Source organism: Pseudomonas sp. B611, from assembly GCF_055407965.1.
Genome location: NZ_JBUZST010000011.1, coordinates 104,819 through 123,524 on the forward strand (window position 1 = coordinate 104,819; position 18,706 = coordinate 123,524).

At 60.8% G+C, this 18,706-nt stretch carries 17 protein-coding genes; 9 read left to right on the plus strand and 8 right to left on the minus strand.

Annotated features, from left to right (window positions below):
• Nucleotides 1-113: 113 nt before the first annotated feature.
• The 5 genes from ACZRMO_RS21285 to codA all read left to right on the plus strand — a co-directional run bounded on the left by ACZRMO_RS21285 (nt 114) and on the right by codA (nt 4,069).
• Nucleotides 114-1,193, plus strand: coding sequence for a patatin-like phospholipase domain-containing protein (locus tag ACZRMO_RS21285; protein ID WP_463974110.1), 1,080 nt, complete (start codon nt 114-116; stop codon nt 1,191-1,193).
• Nucleotides 1,194-1,269: 76 nt separating this feature from the next.
• On the plus strand, nt 1,270-1,626 hold the full coding sequence (gene queD / locus ACZRMO_RS21290) for a 6-carboxytetrahydropterin synthase QueD (RefSeq protein WP_017736453.1): 357 nt from the start codon (nt 1,270-1,272) through the stop codon (nt 1,624-1,626).
• Between the two features lie 92 nt (nt 1,627-1,718).
• Nucleotides 1,719-2,159, plus strand: coding sequence for a GNAT family N-acetyltransferase (locus ACZRMO_RS21295; RefSeq protein ID WP_463974111.1), 441 nt, complete (start codon nt 1,719-1,721; stop codon nt 2,157-2,159).
• Between the two features lie 8 nt (nt 2,160-2,167).
• Nucleotides 2,168-2,791: an NUDIX hydrolase gene (locus ACZRMO_RS21300; RefSeq protein WP_463974112.1), complete on the plus strand. Its 624-nt coding sequence runs from the start codon at nt 2,168-2,170 to the stop codon at nt 2,789-2,791.
• A 36-nt stretch (nt 2,792-2,827) separates the two neighbouring features.
• Nucleotides 2,828-4,069 carry a cytosine deaminase gene (gene codA / locus ACZRMO_RS21305; protein ID WP_463974113.1) on the plus strand — a complete coding sequence of 414 codons (1,242 nt, stop codon included), beginning with the start codon at nt 2,828-2,830 and terminating at the stop codon, nt 4,067-4,069.
• Here codA and ACZRMO_RS21310 read toward each other — a convergent pair.
• Nucleotides 4,062-5,036 carry a diaminopimelate epimerase gene (locus ACZRMO_RS21310; protein ID WP_463974114.1) on the minus strand — a complete coding sequence of 325 codons (975 nt, stop codon included), beginning with the start codon at nt 5,034-5,036 and terminating at the stop codon, nt 4,062-4,064. The two genes, codA and ACZRMO_RS21310, sit on opposite strands and share 8 nt — an antisense overlap.
• Before the next feature lie 348 nt (nt 5,037-5,384).
• Here ACZRMO_RS21310 and ACZRMO_RS21315 point away from each other — a divergent pair, with 348 nt between their 5' ends.
• On the plus strand, nt 5,385-6,536 hold the full coding sequence (locus tag ACZRMO_RS21315) for an MFS transporter (protein WP_463974115.1): 1,152 nt from the start codon (nt 5,385-5,387) through the stop codon (nt 6,534-6,536).
• A gap of 20 nt (nt 6,537-6,556) precedes the next feature.
• Here the strand turns inward: ACZRMO_RS21315 and ACZRMO_RS21320 are convergent, their stop codons facing one another.
• The 7 genes from ACZRMO_RS21320 to ACZRMO_RS21350 form a co-directional block, all read right to left on the minus strand.
• On the minus strand, nt 6,557-7,483 hold the full coding sequence (locus tag ACZRMO_RS21320; RefSeq protein ID WP_463974116.1) for a type III secretion protein: 927 nt from the start codon (nt 7,481-7,483) through the stop codon (nt 6,557-6,559).
• 137 nt (nt 7,484-7,620) lie between these two features.
• Nucleotides 7,621-7,935, minus strand: a complete 315-nt coding sequence (locus ACZRMO_RS21325) for a type III secretion protein (RefSeq protein WP_463974117.1) — start codon at nt 7,933-7,935, stop codon at nt 7,621-7,623.
• Nucleotides 7,936-8,100: 165 nt separating this feature from the next.
• Nucleotides 8,101-9,039, minus strand: a complete 939-nt coding sequence (locus tag ACZRMO_RS21330; RefSeq protein ID WP_463974118.1) for a type III secretion effector protein — start codon at nt 9,037-9,039, stop codon at nt 8,101-8,103.
• 196 nt (nt 9,040-9,235) lie between these two features.
• Nucleotides 9,236-11,632 (minus strand): TonB-dependent siderophore receptor, encoded by a 2,397-nt coding sequence (locus tag ACZRMO_RS21335; protein ID WP_463974119.1) that lies wholly within the window; start codon nt 11,630-11,632, stop codon nt 9,236-9,238.
• A 97-nt stretch (nt 11,633-11,729) separates the two neighbouring features.
• Nucleotides 11,730-12,677, minus strand: coding sequence for a FecR family protein (locus ACZRMO_RS21340; protein ID WP_463974120.1), 948 nt, complete (start codon nt 12,675-12,677; stop codon nt 11,730-11,732).
• A gap of 14 nt (nt 12,678-12,691) precedes the next feature.
• Nucleotides 12,692-13,192 (minus strand): sigma-70 family RNA polymerase sigma factor, encoded by a 501-nt coding sequence (locus tag ACZRMO_RS21345; protein ID WP_124525216.1) that lies wholly within the window; start codon nt 13,190-13,192, stop codon nt 12,692-12,694.
• Between the two features lie 401 nt (nt 13,193-13,593).
• Nucleotides 13,594-14,265: a hypothetical protein gene (locus ACZRMO_RS21350; protein WP_463974121.1), complete on the minus strand. Its 672-nt coding sequence runs from the start codon at nt 14,263-14,265 to the stop codon at nt 13,594-13,596.
• A gap of 939 nt (nt 14,266-15,204) precedes the next feature.
• On the opposite strand from ACZRMO_RS21350, the gene ACZRMO_RS21355 reads away from it, so the two are divergent.
• Genes ACZRMO_RS21355 through ACZRMO_RS21365 form a run of 3 tightly spaced genes read left to right on the plus strand, consistent with a single transcriptional unit; the run spans nt 15,205 to nt 18,343 of the window.
• Nucleotides 15,205-16,005, plus strand: a complete 801-nt coding sequence (locus ACZRMO_RS21355; protein ID WP_463974122.1) for a glucose 1-dehydrogenase — start codon at nt 15,205-15,207, stop codon at nt 16,003-16,005.
• On the plus strand, nt 15,998-17,824 hold the full coding sequence (locus ACZRMO_RS21360; RefSeq protein ID WP_463974123.1) for a glycoside hydrolase family 15 protein: 1,827 nt from the start codon (nt 15,998-16,000) through the stop codon (nt 17,822-17,824). The genes ACZRMO_RS21355 and ACZRMO_RS21360 overlap by 8 nt, the downstream gene beginning before the upstream one ends.
• Before the next feature lie 39 nt (nt 17,825-17,863).
• Nucleotides 17,864-18,343: an isochorismatase family protein gene (locus ACZRMO_RS21365; protein WP_463974124.1), complete on the plus strand. Its 480-nt coding sequence runs from the start codon at nt 17,864-17,866 to the stop codon at nt 18,341-18,343.
• The last annotated feature ends 363 nt before the right edge of the window (nt 18,344-18,706 follow it).

Here is an 18,706-nt window from a genome sequence, read left to right on the forward strand (position 1 = left end):
CTCCGTTTCAGGATATTGTTCCTACGCCAGCCACCGTAACCGCTGCAACTTAACTGAAACTGAATTGCCACCATGGCATTTTCGCCCCAACCCCTGCTGCCACAGAGATCGGAATGACAGCCATCCACATCAAGTTTCCCGCGCTGACGCTCAAGGCCGGCAAACGGGCCTTTGCGCGCATTCGTGAGCTGGGCCTCAAGCCCGCCGATGTCGGTATCCTCCCCGGCGCGGCTGGCGGGCCCAAAGCGTTGGGCATCCAGGGCCTGGACCTGGCCCTGTTTGGCGACTGGCTGCCCCGCGCGCCACGGGAACGGGCGCTGATCGGCGCGTCCATCGGCTCCTGGCGGTTCGCCAGTGCCTGCTTGCCCGACCCCGTGCAAGGCCTGCTTGACCTTGGCCGCCTGTACAACGAACAGCGTTTTGCCAAAGGCGTGACCATGGCCGAGGTCAGCCGGAGCTGCCAACGCATGCTCGACGACCTGCTGGCCGGCCGTGATGCACGGGTGCTGGACAACCCGGACTATCGCCTGAACATCATGGTGGTCAAAAGCCATGGCCTGCTCGCCGACGACCACCGGGGCCGTTTGGGCCTGGGCCTGTCATCGGTGATTGCCGATAACCTGCGGGGCCGCGCGCGGCTGGCGCGGCATTTCGAGCGGCTGATCATCCACGACCCGCGCCAGGCGCCGCCGGTGCACCCGTTGACGGACTTCCCCTCGCGCTTTCTCGCCCTGGAACCCGGCAACCTGCGCCAGGCCCTGCTGGCCTCCGGCTCGATCCCCATGGTGATGCAAGGCGTGCGCGACCTGCCCGGCGCAGGCGCTGGCACCTACCGCGACGGCGGCCTGCTGGACTATCACCTCGACCTGCCCTACCACGGCGACGACATTGTGCTGTACCCGCACTTCACCGACCGGGTGATCCCCGGCTGGTTCGACAAGGGCCTGCCGTGGCGCCGCAGCAATCAACAAGGCTTGCAAGATGTGTTGCTGCTCGCGCCGTCCAGGGACTACCTGGCCCGCCTGCCCCACGGCAAATTGCCGGACCGCAGTGACTTCAAGCGCTTCCTCGGCGATGACGCAAGCCGCAACAAATATTGGCAAACCGCAATGAGCGAGAGCCAACGGCTGGGGGATGAGTTCCTGGCGTTGGCCGATAACGGCCAGTTGGGCGAACACCTGCAAGCCCTTTGACCCAGCGGTATGCGCGGCGACGGAGCAAGCTGTTAAACTCGCCGCCTGCCAGATACCTGAACGAGCTGAAAACACTGTGGAAATCTTCAAGGAATTTACTTTCGAGTCCGCCCACCGCCTGCCGCATGTGCCGGACGGCCATAAATGCGGGCGCCTGCATGGGCATTCGTTCAAGGTGGCGATCCACCTGAGCGGCGACCTCGACCCCCATACCGGCTGGATTCGCGACTTCTCGGAGATCAAGGCGATTTTCAAGCCGCTCTATGAGCGCCTCGACCACAACTACCTCAACGACATCCCCGGCCTGGAAAACCCCACCAGCGAAGTGCTGGCCAAGTGGATCTGGACCGAGTTGAAGCCCCTGCTGCCGGAACTCAGTGCGATCCGTATCCATGAGACCTGCACCAGCGGTTGCATCTATCGCGGTGAGTGAAGCGCCGCGGTGAAAAAGCCACCCTTGCGGTGGTTTTTTTATGCCCGGCTCCCGTACAGTCGTGGCTTCCAGCCGCCAAGGAGCACGCTGCAATGATGCGCCCCGCCACTGCCGAGGATGTCGCAGCCATCGAAGCTATCGTCCAGGCTGCCTACGCGCCTTATATCGAACGAATCGGCCGCCAGCCCGGCCCGATGCTGGAGGATTATCGCCGGTTGGTCGACGCCGGCGGGGTCCACGTGCTGGACAACGCCGGGCGCGTGCAGGGTTTTGTCATCCTGATAGAGGAGGACAACGCCCTGCTGCTGGATAACCTGGCCGTCGCCCCGGATGCCCAAGGTCTTGGTTTGGGGCGCCAGTTGATGGATTTTGCCGAACGCCAGGCATTCGATGCGGGCCACGCGGCCATCTTCCTGTACACCAACGAAGCCATGACTGAGAACCTCACGCTGTACCAACGTCGCGGCTATGTCGAAACCCATCGGGCCGAAGAACACGGCCTGCGCCGCGTGTACATGAGTAAATCCCTTTAGGAGACCCCATGGAAAACACTTGGCTGGCCCAAGCCAAGCGCCTGCAAGCGCTGGCGTCTACAGGCCTGCACTTTTGCACCGACGACTTCGAACGCGAGCGCCTGGAAGAAATCGCCGAGATTGCCCACAGTATGCTCGCGCAGTTGGGCAACGTGCCGCTGGAACGTATAACCGGACTGGTGCCGGACTTTGCCCAGCGCTATTCAACGCCGATGCTCGACGTGCGCGGTGCGGTGATCGAAGGCAACCGGATCCTGCTGGTGCGTGAATCAACCGATGGCTGCTGGGCGTTACCGGGCGGTTATGCCGACATCGGTCTGTCGGCCGCAGAAAACATCATCAAGGAAATTCGCGAGGAAGCCGGGCTGACCGTCACCGCGCGGGCGCTGTATAGCGTCACCCACAAGGCCAAGGGTCTGTATCGACCGGATGTGCGGGACTTCTACAAACTGTATTTCCTGTGTGACCGTGTGGACCAGTTGGCGCCGATGGCGGGGTTCGAGACCACCGAGGTGGGATTTTTCCGCCAGGATGAACTGCCGCCGCTGTCCCGTGGACGCACCATCGAAAGTGATCTGGAAGCCGCCTTTGCGTTCCATCGCGGCGAGACTACGCAGACGCTGTTCGACTGATCTCATTTACTGGTTTTGCCCAAGAGGAACTTGCCCATGCACATCATCAATGCCCGCCTGCGCAACCGTGAAGGCCTGCATGATCTGCACCTGGAACACGGCAGGATTGCCAGCATCACCCCACAAACCAGCGTGCCGACGCCAAGCGCCAACGACCTGGACGCCGCCGGCAACCTGGTGATCCCGCCCTTCGTCGAGCCGCATATCCATCTCGACGCCACCCTCACGGCCGGCGAGCCACGCTGGAACATGAGCGGGACCTTGTTCGAGGGTATCGAGTGCTGGGGCGAGCGCAAAGCCACCATCACCTTTGCAGACACCAAGACCCGCGCCAAACAAACCATCCAGGCCCTCGCCGCCCACGGCATCCAGCATGTGCGCACCCACGTCGATGTCACCGACCCCAACCTCACGGCGCTGAAGGCCATGCTGGAAGTGCGTGAGGAAAGCACGCACCTGATCGACCTGCAAATCGTCGCCTTCCCCCAGGAAGGCATCGAGTCCTACCGCAACGGCCGCGAGCTGATGGAAGAAGCCATCCGCCTGGGCGCCGATGTGGTCGGTGGCATTCCGCATTTTGAATACACCCGCGACCAGGGCGTGAGTTCGGTGAAGTTCCTGATGGACCTGGCCGAGCGCACCGGTTGCCTGGTGGATGTGCATTGCGACGAAACCGACGACCCGCACTCGCGCTTTCTTGAAGTGCTCGCCGAAGAAGCCCGCAGCCGTGGCATGGGCGCGCGCGTCACCGCCAGCCACACCACGGCCATGGGTTCCTACGACAATGCCTACTGCGCCAAGCTGTTTCGCTTGCTGGGGCATTCCGGCATCAGCTTTGTCTCCTGCCCGACCGAGAGCATCCACCTGCAAGGGCGCTTTGACAGTTTTCCGAAACGCCGCGGCGTGACCCGCGTCAACGAGCTGCTCGAAGCGGGCATGAACGTGTGCTTTGGCCAGGACTCCATCGTCGATCCCTGGTACCCGCTGGGCAACGGCAACATCCTGCGTGTGCTCGAAGCCGGCTTGCATATCTGCCATATGCTCGGCTACCGCACCCTGCAAAGCGCCCTCGACCTGGTCACCGATAACAGCGCCAAGGCCATGGCCCTCGGCGACCGTTACGGCTTGAAGCCAGGGCGGCCGGCCAACCTGTTGATCCTCTCGGCAGACAGCGACTATGAAGTGATTCGCAGCCAGGGCCTGCCGCTGTATTCGATCCGCAACGGCAAGGTGTTGATGAAACGTCAGCCGGCGCAGGTGGCGTTCATGATCAGCTAGTTTGCCGACGCGCTGTGCCGAACAGGCTGACACTGAGCAACGTGTCGGCGTTGGCCTGCAAGCGCACCGGCGCCGTACCGCCCGGCATCACCACCGCGACCTCACCCGCCGCTACCCAGCCGGCGCGCCACGCCGCACAGGCCACCGCGCTGGCACTGGTGCCGGACGACGCCGTGGGCCCTTCGCCGCGCTCAAAGACACGGGCAATCACGCGGTTGTCGGATTCCCGGGCGGCCCATTGCAGGTTGACGCCGGCGGCACAGGGCTGGCCACGGCCAACCGGCGGCGCAAAGGCAATCGCCTGCAAGGGTTCGAAGAGCGCGGGCTGCTGCATCTCTGCGTTGTCCGGCAACGCCGACGCGTGCGCCACCAATGTCACGCAATGGGGGTTGCCCACCCGCACAAATTGACTCTGCAGCCAGTGCGGGTTGATCGCCGCCAATGCGCTGACGTGGCTGAGTCCGGCGTTGCCAACCTCCGATGCGCCAACCGCCAGCGGCCCAAACGCAGGCTGGCCCAATGCAAGCCAAAATCCCGCTACCTGTTCATAGACCGCAGGTTCCACCCAGGTGGTCACCGGTGAGGCACCGCCGGGTTGGTCGTGATGCACGCGCAACTCACTGGCCGCCGTCATCAAGCCCTGGTCCGTGAGGGCCTGGGCAAAGATCGTCAGGCCATTGCCACTGCGCTCGGCGAGAGTGCCGTCGGTGTTGACGATCAACAGGTCAAACGGCGGCTCGACCTGGAATGGCCCGACCAGCAAACCATCGCAACGGTGGGCCTTGGCCGCTGGCGGGCGCGGTGTCGAACCCCAGCCGCATTCGGACGCGATCGCCGCTGCTGCCCATGCCTGGCGATCACGCGCGGCCTGGGCGGCAGTGTCGGCGAGGTCGATGCCTTGTTCGCGTAAAAAGGCCGGGCTGACCACCCCATAGACATTGCCCCGGGCATCATAGAAGTGGGTCATGGCAGCGCCTGCCAGGAATTTTTCATCGGTTCTTCCGCTCGTTTGCCTACACACTGGGACAGCAGCGTATTACAGAATGCCGTGTCGGTGGGAGGCGGTCTGGAAGGTGCGCAACCATTGCGAGAAGCCTGGGGTTCGCCAGTTCCCGCAAGGACTACGCACCTTCCAGACCGCCTCCGCTGGAACCGATACACCTTACGTGGCGAGTAACACTTAAAGCGTTCCGGGTTTGTAAAAATAAAATTCACCGCTGCCACCTCTACGGGAACCCGGCTCGCTCACCACGGCCTGATGTGCAAGGATGTCGCGCCGGACACCGTTCGTTGAACGCAAAACCAAGGATTTTCCATGACCGCCATCCCCACCCCTGCGCCCGTGATTCCCGGGCGGCTGGAGCAAATGTCCACCCGCATCGCATTTTTCATCGCCGGTTTCGGCATCGCGGCCTGGGCGCCGCTGGTGCCCTATGCCAAGGCGCGGGCGCAACTGAACGAAGGCACGCTGGGCCTGTTGCTGCTGTGCCTGGGCGTGGGCTCGATCATCGCCATGCCGGTGGCCGGCGCACTGGCGTCACGCTATGGCTGTCGGCGCGTGTTGAGCGCCGGTACGATCCTGATTTGCCTGGCCCTGCCGATGCTGGCCACCGTCAGTTCGATCCCGTGGCTGATAGCCGGCTTGTTCCTGTTTGGCGCAGGCCTGGGCACGGTGGACTCGACGGTCAACCTGCAAGCCGTGATCGTCGAACGGGCCAGCGGCAAAACCATGATGTCGGGCTTTCATGGCCTGTTCAGCCTGGGTGGGATTGTGGGCGCCGCCGGTGTTGCCGGGTTGCTGGGGCTGGGCTTTACGCCGTTGCAGGCGACCCTGGTGGTGGTCGTGATCATGCTCGTGGCCTTGCTCAAGGCCGGGCCGCACCTGTTGCCCTACGGCAGTGAAAGCGCGGGGCCGGCGTTTGCCGTGCCCCATGGCGTGGTGCTGTTTATCGGCTGCCTGTGCTTCATCGTGTTTCTCGCCGAAGGCGCCGTGCTCGACTGGAGCGCCGTGTTCCTCAGCGCCGAACGTGGCCTCGACGAAGCCTACGCCGGCCTTGGCTACGCCGCATTCGCCCTGACCATGACCGCCGGGCGCTTGACCGGTGACGCCATTGTGCGCCGCCTGGGCGCCACCCGCGTGATCGTGATCGGCGGCGCGTTGGCCACGGCGGGCATGTTATTGGCAACACTGTTCCCTGCGTGGCAAACCGCGCTGCTCGGCTACGCGTTGGTCGGCGCCGGCTGCTCGAACATTGTGCCGGTACTGTACAGCGCCGTCGGCAAGCAAACGGTGATGCCGGAACATATTGCCGTGCCAGCCATCACCACCCTGGGCTACGCCGGTATTCTTGCCGGGCCTGCAGTCATCGGTTTTATCGCCCACGGCAGCAGCCTGAGCACGGCTTTTGTGCTGATCGCGCTGTTGCTCGCCGGCGTGGCCGTCAGTGGCAAAATCCTCAGGGTGTAACCCAACCAATTGGCCAGGTATTACCTGGCTTTGTGCATCTTGTCCTGCTCAAGCCAGCGCTCCACGCCTTTATTGCTGATCCAGCCTTCCTGGTGAGCCGGGCCGAACATCCGTGTGCCACTGGCACGCTCCAATGAACGCGACAGGCCCGGGCGCTCGATGATGTTCTTCGCCGTATACACGCTGAGTTCGCTGTACTGCTTGCCGGGCAAGCCGGTGGCAGGGTCCAGCTGCGACTGGCCGTGTGAGCCGACAGCGTCGGGGTCGCGCATCACAGCCCTGAGCCCGGCGACTTCCACGTACTGGTGCTTGTCAAAAAAGAAGGCCCGATCCCTAGTCTGGTCACGCAACTGCTCGAACAAGCCCTGAAAAGCCTTGACGACATGGGCGTTATCTTGCGCATGGAATGGGTCTTGGCTGAATGCACTCGGCGAGCTGTTGCCCTGCAAAGCAGTGGCGGCGCTCGCCAGGCTGTCACGGGTGATGTCGCCGTCGATACTCAATATTGCATCTCTCAAGGGCGGGCGGTTGTTGATCTCCCGGGCCACCAGGATTAAGCCGTCCAGCTTATCGTTGTCGCCCATCGTGGCTTCTGCGACCTGGCGCAAGGCTGACAGCGTCAGCCGCCCGTCCTTCAGGAAGGGGTGTAACAAACCGAAGCTTTCCCGCAGCGTTTCGGCCAGTTGCCTATCTTTGGTGTTGACGTCTGGTGGCAACAGGCTCGCACGCGTAACGGGCGGGTTCTGCAAGGCGCGGTGTTGCAGGCCAGACACGCCACCGCGTAACAGCGTCGGCCGGCTGGGCAGGTTATCCGGGCGAGACCGGGGCGCATGATGGGGTTCGCTCCAGGCATCATGATGGATAGCTGATGTGCGCTCAGCGGATCGCATGTCCGTATCTGCCAGCACCGCTGGCCGTGCGTGATGTAGTGCGCCATCGATTGTCATGTGTCTTCTCCCACTTTTCTCAGATCCACACTTGATTCCTTGAATGCAAGCAAACCTCTGTGGTGAGCAGGGCACGACGGTTCCAAATCCGCGCACAATACCAATGACAGTATGTAAAAAAGGCGGCAGCCCCCCGATCAGTCGGCCTTTTGCAGGCCCAGACTCGCGATCAACACAGCCAAGGCACTGACGATGTATCGCAAGGGTGAGGCCGCGGTACCGCTCCCCTTCACTGGCGCCAGCATGCCCCGGGCAAAATCATCGGCGACCGGCGCCTGAAATTGCCGTTGTGCGGCAAAGGCTTTCATACGCAAGGCTTGAGCAGCGTAACGGTTTGCCGACGCGCTGCTGGGGAGGCCTGCGGATGCTCCAGCATCGTCCAGCGTCGACTGTGAATCCGAAAAGTCAGGTGGATAACATCCTTGGCGAGATTGAAATGAAGTTGTAGTCATGTCTGGACCCCTGGCTCGGTTCCTGAAAGCGACCCGTACCATCAGAGTCGCCGAGGTTGTATGACGTGAGTGGCGCCCCGCTGGAAATGGTTCCTGACACATTTCTCTTAGGGCATGAGGCGCCGCAAGAACACTCACGGAGCCCCAAGCCAGCAGGCTTTTCAATCAGCGGGATAAGCGCTGGATTTCCCTTCGACTCAGATGCCCATCTCCATTGCGGTCCATCGCCCCCAGCAAGTTGCCGCGGCTGAGAACGGCCTGTGCCAACTGGATGAGGTGATCCTTGGACGAGTCACCCGTCAGCGGCTGGCTAGCCAGTTTTTTCAAGTCTCTGATGCTGATTTGTCCGCCCCAGCGCCGCGCCAACTCATCGAAATGACTGAGCATCTCCCCGGCGATCTCCTTGTCACTCTTGTATCTGAAATAGTTCGTGTCATTAAGAGCGTCGCGCAGATCTTGTTTGCTGAACCGGCCGTCTGTCGCACCGGTTCCGTTGTTGCGGTCCAGGGCCTGCATCAAGTCGGGGCGGTTCAAAAGTTCTTTGGCCAAGCGAATATTGTTGTTCATGACGGGATCGTTACCTGGCTGCCTGTTGGCCATTGCCCTGATGTCGCGGGTGGTCATGTGCTTCCCATGGGCGGACCCCGTGAACGCGTTGAAATTATCCAGCAGTGCCTGCGTCAACTGCTCATGATTCTGCGTTGAGTAATCCGGCTTCGGGTGAGGCCGGCCGATCGATGGGTTTGGCCGCGGCGGCGCACTGTTGCAGGGAGGGCAGGCAGGCGGGCGGCAACCGCCAAACCATTGGCTGCCCCACTGCTTGAACTGTTCGAGGAAAGTTGGATGGCGCGCCACACTCGCCATCGCCAAAGGGTCGGGGTTGTGCCGCGCGTGATGGGGATCGCCACCTCGATTGACCGGCGGCTGGTGATCTCCAAATACCGGGCCGGACGCTTGTTCTCGCGAGTTGAAGTTAACATTCGCCTGGTTTTTCCCCTCTGAAGAGGGCGTGGAAGGCGCCGTGCGCTTGGCCTGCGGTGTGAGTGGCGAAGCATCGAGGGTGGCTGATGACGGTACAGGTGAGTCCAGGGTCGATATCGACATAGATGGCTCCGAAGCGAGAGGTTGAGTCGTGAACCTGCTTGCCCAACAAATGTCCAGGCAAATCAGGTATCCCTCTGTGTGGTGCTCTTGTCGGAATCGGTTCCTATGCAGGCAGCCGGCGGTCGTATGAAAGCGTAGGAAAACCCCAAAAAGAAATCGCAGCCCTTGAGCTGCGATTTTTCCTATCCGTTATGGATCAGAACCCGACGCTTGCCTGTACAAAGAACGTACGCGGCTCGCCCAGGTACAACCCGGCGTTGTTGTCGCTGGAACGGGTGTAGTGCTGCTGGTCGAACAGGTTTTTCACCCCCACGCCCAGCTTCAGGTTCGACAGCTGCTCGCCAAAGTCATAGCCACTGCGCACGTTGACCGAGACATAGCCCGGAATATCACCGTATTGGCCATCGGCAGTGCCTTGGGTGATGTAGGTGGTACCCGTGCCCGGTGCGCGCTGGCCGGACTGGGCGTAGACGTCCAGGTTGTGGGTCCAGTGATTGACGTCATAACGCAGGCCCAGGGTTGCCACTTCACGGGAATACAGCGGCAGGTCGCGCCCCTTGAACGCCACATCGCCTTCGGCGGTGGCCTTGGTGTAGGTGAAACCGGCGTTGGCGGTCAGGCCGTCCAGGCGCGGGTCGAGGTTCGACAGATCGTAGTGGGCCGAGGCTTCGATACCGGTGTGCTTGGTGGCGCCGAGGTTGGTCCAGCCCACCGCATTACTGACATATTGCAGCTCATCCGAGAAATCGATGTAGAACAGCGTCACTTCGCCACCCCACACGCTGTCGTTGTAGCGCGTTCCCACCTCGTAGGTCTTGGCTTTTTCCGGGTTCAGGCCGCTGGCAGTCTGATCACCCGAACCGCCCTGCCCTAGCTGGAAATATTGCAGGCTGCCGAAGGACGTTTCGTAGTTGGCAAACAGTTTCCACGCGTCGGAGACGTGGTACATCACGCTCAAGGCCGGCAACGGTTCGTTGTTGTGCACCTCGCGGCGTTTTTCCAGGGTACGCGGGCCGGTCAGCGGGATCACCGGGCGATCGTGCCATTCGGTGCGGATGTCTTCGAAGCGAATGCCGGGGGTAATGGTCCACTTGCCGATGTCGATCTTGTTATCGACATAGAACGCATTGGCCTCGGTGCCGCCCGTGCGGTCCTGGTAGACGTGACCATCGCTGCGCCCGCCAGGAGTGGGCACGTTGTTGACCAGGTTGAGGCTGGTGGCCTGCTCGTGCATGCCTTCCTTGAGGTAGCGATAACCGACGCTGACTTCCTGGGTGCTCGGGCCCACGTCAAACACATGGCTCACCCGCGGCTCGATGCCAAAGGTGTAATAAGTACGCGGGTAAGAGCCCAGGGTGAGCAAGTCGCGGTTGGCGATATTGCTGCCACGGAAGCTGTCGGAATAGTACGTCAGCACTTCGGCCTGGGTGCGGTCGTCGATCTGCCGGATGTACTTGAAGGACACATCCTTGCGGCGCCCGGTGAAATTGTCCCAGTCGCGCACCGATTGGTAGGGGTTGGCGTCGAATTGCTTCTGGGTCAGGCCGCCGGGCATGTCGGCGGTGGCGTCGTAATAGTGGAAGTTGAGCGAGAAATCGTCTTGATCGGTCGGCGCCCAGTGGGTCTTGAGGATCACGTCATTGATGTCATTGGAATTGTTGCTGTTGCGATAACCGTCGCCCTTGACCCCGGAGTACAGCAGTGCGGCGCCGATGCCGTTGTCTGCGGTACCGCCGAGAAAGGCGTTGTCCAGATGTTTCCAGCCACCGTGGGCCGAGGTTTGCAGGGTGGTGCCGACTTCACCGGAGAACTTTTCCGGGATGGCGCGGGTCACGAAGTTGATCACGCCGCCGACGTTTTGCGGCCCATAACGTACGGAACCGGCACCGCGTACCACGTCGATGCTGTCCAGGTTGCCAGCGGAAATCGGTGCCATCGACAGCTGCGGCTGGCCATACGGAGCAAACGCCGCCGGTACGCCGTCGATCAATACCGTGGAACGTGGCGACAACCGCGAAGTAAGACCACGCACGCCGACGTTGAGGGAAATATCGCTACCACCGGTGCCGTTGGACTCCTGCACCTGCACGCCCGGCACCCGGCGCAACACGTCGCCGACGTTCATCGCGCCCTGCTCCACCATGGCCTCTCGGCGGATCACCGTACGCGCGCCGGGGTGGTTCTGCACCACTTCGGCATTGGCATCGCCGAGCCAGTCACCGACCACCTTGATGTCGGTGGTGCCCAGTTCCAACGGCGAGCCGGCTTCACCGGTGCCGCTGCTCAGCGGGCGCAACGTCACCGAGCCGGCATCGATCTGGTAGTCCAGGCCGCTGCCTTGCAGCAATTGGCGCAGGGCCTGTTCCGGCGAGAGGTTGCCGTCCACCGCCGGGGCTTGTTTGCCGGCGACCATGTCCGGGCTGAAGAACACTTGCAAGGAGGTTTGCTGGCCCAGCTGGCTCAGCGCCGCACCCAGGGGTTGGGCCTGGATATGGATGGCGTCGGCGGCGTACGCCGCGCTGCTGACGGCAAGTGCCAGGGCCAGCGGCGCCCAGCGGGAGATTTTATTGTTGTGGCGAGCAAGTTTTTTCACGTCGAATCGAGTCCTGTGATCGCAAGCAAGTGCGGCCGTTAATGAAAACCAGTTGCAGTTGCAGGAGAAGACGACGAGCGCAGAAAAAACCTGAATGTCAGCGTGAAATAATTTCCTGGCTGCCGTCCGGCAAGGCGCGTACGGCCACCGGCAGGATGTGTGGCAAGGCCTTGAGCAAGGCGTCGGTGTCATTGGACTTGAATACGCTGGTCAGGCGCAGGTCGCCCACCGCCGCCGAGCCAACCCGCAGCGGCTGCTCGCGGTAGCGTGAGACTTCCCGCGCCACCTCACCCAAGGTGGCGTTGTTGAATACCAGTTTGCCGGTGCGCCAGGCGGTCAGCTCTTCAGCGTTCACCGCGTAGGCTGGCACCACGTTGCCCTGGCCATCGATGTGCGTGCCGCCCCCCGCCGTGAGGGTGACGATGGCATCGCCTGCATGCCCTTGCACCTTGACGGTTCCGGCCTCGACCACCACGCGTGTCTGGTCATCGTCGCGGCGCACGTCAAAACGGGTGCCGGTCACGGTGACTTGCCCGGCCCCGGCGGCGACCACAAACGGTCGGTGGGTGTCATGTTCGACGCTGAACATCGCCTCGCCCCGCTTGAGCACCACGTCACGCCGGCCTTTCTCGAAATGCACCGCGACCACGCTGCGGCTGTTCAACTCCATCATCGAGCCGTCGGGCAAGGTCACTTGGCGATGTTCTCCCAACCGCGTGCTGAACTCGGCACTGTAGGGCTTTGGTTGAATGCTGAACACGCCCAGGCCAATGGCAACGGCCACCACACTGGCAGCCACCGCATAACGCAACACCGCACGGCGCTTGGGACGCTCGGCCGGCGCCTCGCACAGCGCCTGCAGGCGCGCCTTGGGCAGCAGGTCGGCGGCACTCCACATGCCGCGCAGCACATCGAATTCGTATTGGTGGGCGGGATGCTCTTGGCGCCACGCCTCGAACTGCTGGCGCTCGGCGGCGTTCAGTTCGGCGTCTTGCAGGCGCACAAACCATTGCGCGGCCTCGTCTCGGGCACGGTTATCCATCATGGAAGATCCTTGGTTCATGGGGCCAGCGCGTCCAGGCGGTCACGCAGATGCCGCAGGGTGCGGATCATATACTTTTCCACCATGTTCTTGGACAAGCCCAGGCGTTCGGCGATTTCCTGCTGGGTGAGGCCTTCGATTTTCTGCCAGATGAAAATCCTGCGGCAGTTGAGCGGCAGCTCCGCCAGGGCCCGCTCGATGGAATCCGCCAACTGGATCGCGTGCATGAAATGCTCCGGGTCGCCACTGTGGGGCGAACTCTGCTCAAAGGCGTCCAGCCCCAATGCCTCGCGCCGATCTTCGCGGCGATGGGCGTCCACCGCGATATTGCGCGCGGTCTGATGCAGATAGGCGCGCGGTTGCTCAACCTCAGTGGAACGGGCCTCCAGCACCCGCACAAAGGTGTCGTGCGCCAGGTCTTCGGCCTGCTGACGGTTTCTCAGGCGGCGCGTCCAGGTGCCGATCAACTCTTCGTAATACTCGAAAAAGCCTGTTCTGCGGGGCGGCTGGGGAATCATCGCGGAGGCACTGGGGAGGCGGGGCGTGAATAGTAATGCTTCCTATTAAGTCGGGCAATTGCTTCCGGTCGAGTCATTGAGTGTCGTCATTCAAAAAAGATGAGACTTTTTTCAAATAAATGATCCAAACGTGCTCCTAACTGATTGATTTTCTGTAAAGCGTGCGCAGAGGAATGAATCGCCCCGGGTTCTTTATACACCCCCAAGCAATCGATACCTCCCACTTGATCCCCCTATCCAGTGAAGAGATCCAACGTTTCGATCCCTCTGGCTACCCTGGCCCGAGCCGTCGAGTCCCTCATTACATAGATAATTAGCTATAAGTTGGATGAGTGAGACCTTGTAAAAGCGCCTGTTCCTTTTCCAAACCGATGCCTTCCTAGGCTCATCGCCCCTGAAAATCAACGCGAATTGAAGACCTCGGCGATAGCTACTGCACCGACAATATTCTTCGAAGGCAAAATACTTAACCATTCTTTCAGACAACTGTGAATGTCAGTGCCTCCACCGTTACTCCGAATATTCCAATATGTCATTGAATTCCAGGCAGAGGGATGTTCTTGAAAAATCGGCAGAAGCTCAATCGCTACAATAGCGTTTTTATCACGAAGATATGGATCTGCCTCAAGAAATGGGAGATTCTCTTCAAACCAATCAAAAAAACCAACATTCTCAGGGAGATTATTCCTGAAGTCTGAAATTAACTTTTCTGCATACGTAGAAAAGTTTCCGGCAAAATCTCTCCAATTCGGATACGGAGGTTTAACTCTCCAAGTCCGAGACACTTCTATAAGAGTATAGATCGAGGCCAGCTCACAGATAGCCTCTTCAAACCACTGCGTCCGATAGTTACTCATAGCGTGATTCGTGCGAACATGACAATATTCATGCGAAAACTGATATATGTACTGTGACCAAAATCGATCCGTGGCAGTTATATTTATTATATACGCACCACTGGGTGACTTAGCAAACATAGCTTTCGGCGTATCAGCCAAACCTTTGTAGATGTAAATATCGCCAGGAAAACTCCGACCAAAAAAAATATCCATCACCTTTTTTGCAGAATTCAAAACCTTTAGCACATCATTTTTTTGAGCAACACCCCACTCATCCGACTTTAATATAATACTAATTTTTCATTACTCCATTACCCAGCAAAAAAACCCAATTAAAAGCCTCTAAGAGCTAAATACATTGTAAGTAATCGACTTGCTATGCACACACTATCTCCCGCCTACTGCACTATACTTATATCGAACTTATCAGGCTTGAGTTGTATCACTTGCATCTTCGTCTCCAACGCACTCTGTATTCTTCACGCTGAATCAGATCTCGCGCTGGCTCGAGAGCGTTGTTCCACCACTGCATCATATATAAACTACACATCCTCGCTCACACGTTGCTTTAGCTGTTTGAGCGACACCAGAGCTTTACCTTGCGCCAATTCCACCTGATTAAGCGCGGAGATCAGAGAGGTATCAAGATGAAGGTGCCTTCAACGGTAAGTAGTCCTCGAACAATTCCAATGTTCATACTCTCCGCAGCGTCAGATGAAAGCTCCGACCAGACGGCTCAACTTCACCTTATATGCCTTTGCAGCCACAAAATGTCAAACTGACTGCACGCCGGGAACGGATCCGAGCAAAGCCAACTACCTGCATAGTTCGGGTGCAGCTTTCGAGCTATCCAATCGACTCCACCAGAAAGAGAGGATGATAGATCCAGCGCTCCTGCTTGAGGCAAGCCAACGTTTGGAAGAAGCCCCCCTTTCACAGGCTCAATTCATAGCGCTCCCCAACATGGTCAGCTCCGGCGTTGACGTTCAGCATTGCCCCCAGGCCTAAGCAAAAGCGGAGCTCGAAGCGTTACTCAAACACATCCCGGGCATCCAACCCAACCGGCACGCTGAACTTACCGGGTGAGGCAACATAATCGCTGAAATCCGCGCTGAACTTACACCCCACCCCACCAGTCAGCTGACTGAACCCTCCAGCAATGGTGCTTGGCCCATGCTTCTCTCGTTGCAGCAACAAGTCGCCCTGGTCACCGGCGCCAGCTCCGGCATCGGCGCAGGTGCCGCCAAGGCCCTGGCCGACGCCGGCGCGGCCGTGGTGCTCAATTACAACGCCCAGGCGGCCCCCGCCGAAGCCCTCGCCGCACAGATCAACGCCAACGGCGGCCGGGCGATTGCCATCGGTGGCGATGTGTCCAAGGAGGCGGACGTGGAACACCTGTTCGCCCAAACCCTCGACGCCTTTGGCCACCTCGACATTCTCGTCGCCAACTCCGGCCTGCAAAAAGACGCCAACCTGGTGGACATGAGCCTCGACGACTGGAACACCGTGATCGGCGTCAACCTCACTGGCCAGTTCCTCTGTGCCCGCGCGGCCGTGCGTATCTTCAACCGCCAGGGCGTGCGTGAAGGCGTGTCGCGGGCGGCGGGAAAAATCATCCATATGAGTTCGGTACACCAGTTGATCCCTTGGGCCGGGCATGTGAATTACGCCGCGTCCAAAGGCGGCGTCGAGATGTTGATGCGCACCCTTGCCCAGGAAGTCAGCGAGCAGCGCATCCGCATCAACGGCATTGCGCCGGGAGCGATTCGCACGCCGATCAATCGGGCCGCCACCGAGGGCGCAGCAGAAAAAGAACTGCTGAAGCTGATCCCCTACGGTCGCGTCGGCGACGTGGAAGACGTGGCCAACGCCGTGGTCTGGCTGGCCAGCGACGCCTCCGACTATGTAGTCGGCAGCACCCTGTTCATTGATGGCGGCATGAGCCTTTACCCGGAGTTTCGTGGCAATGGTTGAGTTGAACAACGAACCCCAAAGCACCATCGACGCCCACGGCATCATCGGCGACATGCGCAGTGCGGCCCTGGTCAACGACAAAGGCAGCATCGACTTCTTTTGCTGGCCGGAATTCGATAGCCCCTCAATCTTTTGCGCCCTGCTGGACAGCCCCGACGCCGGTATTTTCCAGCTCACGCCGGACCTGCCCGACGCCCGCCGTGAGCAGATCTACCTGCCCGACACCAACGTGCTGCAAACCCGCTGGCTTAGCGATGCAGCGGTGGTAGAAATCACCGACCTGCTGGTTATCAGCGATGAAATCGACGACCTGCCCTTGCTGGTTCGCCGTGTGCGGGTGGTCAGCGGCAAGGCCGATATCCACCTGCGCTGCGCCGTACGCCATGACTACGCGCGCGCGCCGACCCACGTCGCGCTCGATAACGGCACGGTGTGTTTCAACGCCGACGGCCAGCCCGGCCTGCGCTTGGCCGGCAGCCAGCCGCTGCTGATCGACGACGGCGCAGCGGTCGCCCGTTTCACCCTGAACCAGGATGAAGGCGCCGACTTTGTCCTCGGCGGTCTGGATGACGACCGGGTAGACAGCCGCTGCACCGACCTCGCCCTGGCCCACACCTTGAAATACTGGCGCGGCTGGATCGCGCAGTCGAATTACCGTGGGCGCTGGCGCGAAATGGTCAATCGTTCCGCCCTGGCGTTGAAGCTTCTGACCTCACGCAAACACGGCGCAATCATCGCCGCCGCCACCTTCGGTCTGCCGGAAGCACCCGGCGGCGAGCGCAACTGGGATTACCGCTACACCTGGATTCGCGACGCTTCGTTTACCGTCTACGCGTTCATGCGCCTGGGTTTTGTCGAGGAAGCCAACGCCTATATGCGCTGGCTCAAGGGCCGGGTCAGTGACTGCTGCGGCCAGCCGATGAAGATCAACATCCTCTATGGCATCGACGGTCGCCAGGAACTGCCGGAAACCGAACTGGCGCACCTCGCCGGCCATGGCGGTGCCAAGCCCGTGCGCATCGGCAATGGGGCCGTCGGGCAGATCCAGCTGGATATCTATGGCGAACTGATGGACGCGGTGTACCTGGTCAACAAGTATGGCGAAGCCATCTCCCATGACGGCTGGCAACACACGGTGGAAGTCGCCGATCAGGTCTGCGAAATCTGGAACACCCAAGACGTGGGCATCTGGGAGATGCGTGGCGAGCAGCATCACTTCCTGCACTCGCGGCTGATGTGTTGGGTCGCGCTGGACCGCGCGATCCGCCTCGCGTCCAAGCGTTCACTGCCGGCGCCGTTCGCGCGCTGGGACCAGGCACGCCAGGCGATCTACACCGACATCTGGAGCAACTTCTGGAACGAAGAACGCGGGCATTTTGTGCAGCATATCGGCGGCACCGCCCTCGACGGCTCGATGCTGTTGATGCCGCTCGTGCGCTTCGTCGCGGCCACCGATCCGCGCTGGCTGTCGACCCTTGAAGCCATCCAGAAAAGCCTGGTGCGCGACGGCATGGTCTACCGTTACCGCAACGACGACAGCCAGATCGACGGCTTGCAAGGCACCGAAGGCGCGTTTGCCGCGTGCTCATTCTGGTACGTCGAATGCCTCGCGCGCGCCGGGCAAGTGGAAAAAGCCCACCTGGAATTCGAACAACTGCTGCGCTACGCCAACCCGCTGGGCTTGTACGCCGAAGAGTTCGACGGCCAGGCCCGTCACCTGGGCAACACGCCCCAGGCGTTGAGCCATCTGGCGTTGATCAGCGCGGCGACGTTCCTCGACCGCAAGCTCAGCGGGGAGAAGACGACCTGGCAGCCCTGAGGCACAATGAGCAGCCCCTCGGCTACGGACAGGAACCCCATGCGCCAGGTACTGCTGATCATCGACGTGCAACTGTCCTTCAATCCACCGACGTGGCTGGTGGACGGCATCAACGCCCTGCTCGGCCGCCTGCCGTCGGTCGCCACCGTCGAGCGCCACGACGAAAGCGTTACCCCTTTTGCCCGCCAGCTCGGCTGGCAACCGGCACCGGATGACGACAGCCTGATCGCGGCAGATCGCATCTTCATCAAGCACGGCTATGCGCCCACGCCCGAGACGATTGCCTACCTCAAAAGCCTGGCGCCGGCGCGTGTGTTGGTGTGTGGCATACAAACCGACACCTGCGTGCTGGCGGCGGGGTTTGCCCTGTTTGATGCGGGGTTGCAGCCGACGTTGATCAAGGATTTGACGGTGGGCTCGTCGCTGGATCGGTCGGGGCAGTTGGGGGTGGAGTTGTGGCGGCATCACTTCAAGCATGTAGTAAGCAGAACCGACCTTGAATTGGACATGGCCGTCTAAGCACTAGCAGACAAAACAGCAACCTGTGGCGAGGGAGCTTGCTCCCGCTGGGTCGCGCAGCGGCCCCCGCTCTTCCTGTGGAAAAGCTGGGACTGCTGCGCAGTCCAACGGGAGCAAGCTCCCTCGCCACAAACACAACGTCGCTCAATCGGAGGTTTTGCTCAGTTGATCCCCATCATCTCAATCCTCATTCATGTCCCGGACTGGCGCGCAGCAACCGCGTGGTACGCCGCCGCCTTTCCGCAGGCGACACGCATTCGTCATGCCCCTGACGACTTCGGCCATTTGGATGTAGCAGGCGTCGCCCTCGAGATCGTCAACGCCGATGACAAGGTGGCGTCTGGAGCCGCTGGATCAGTGGTG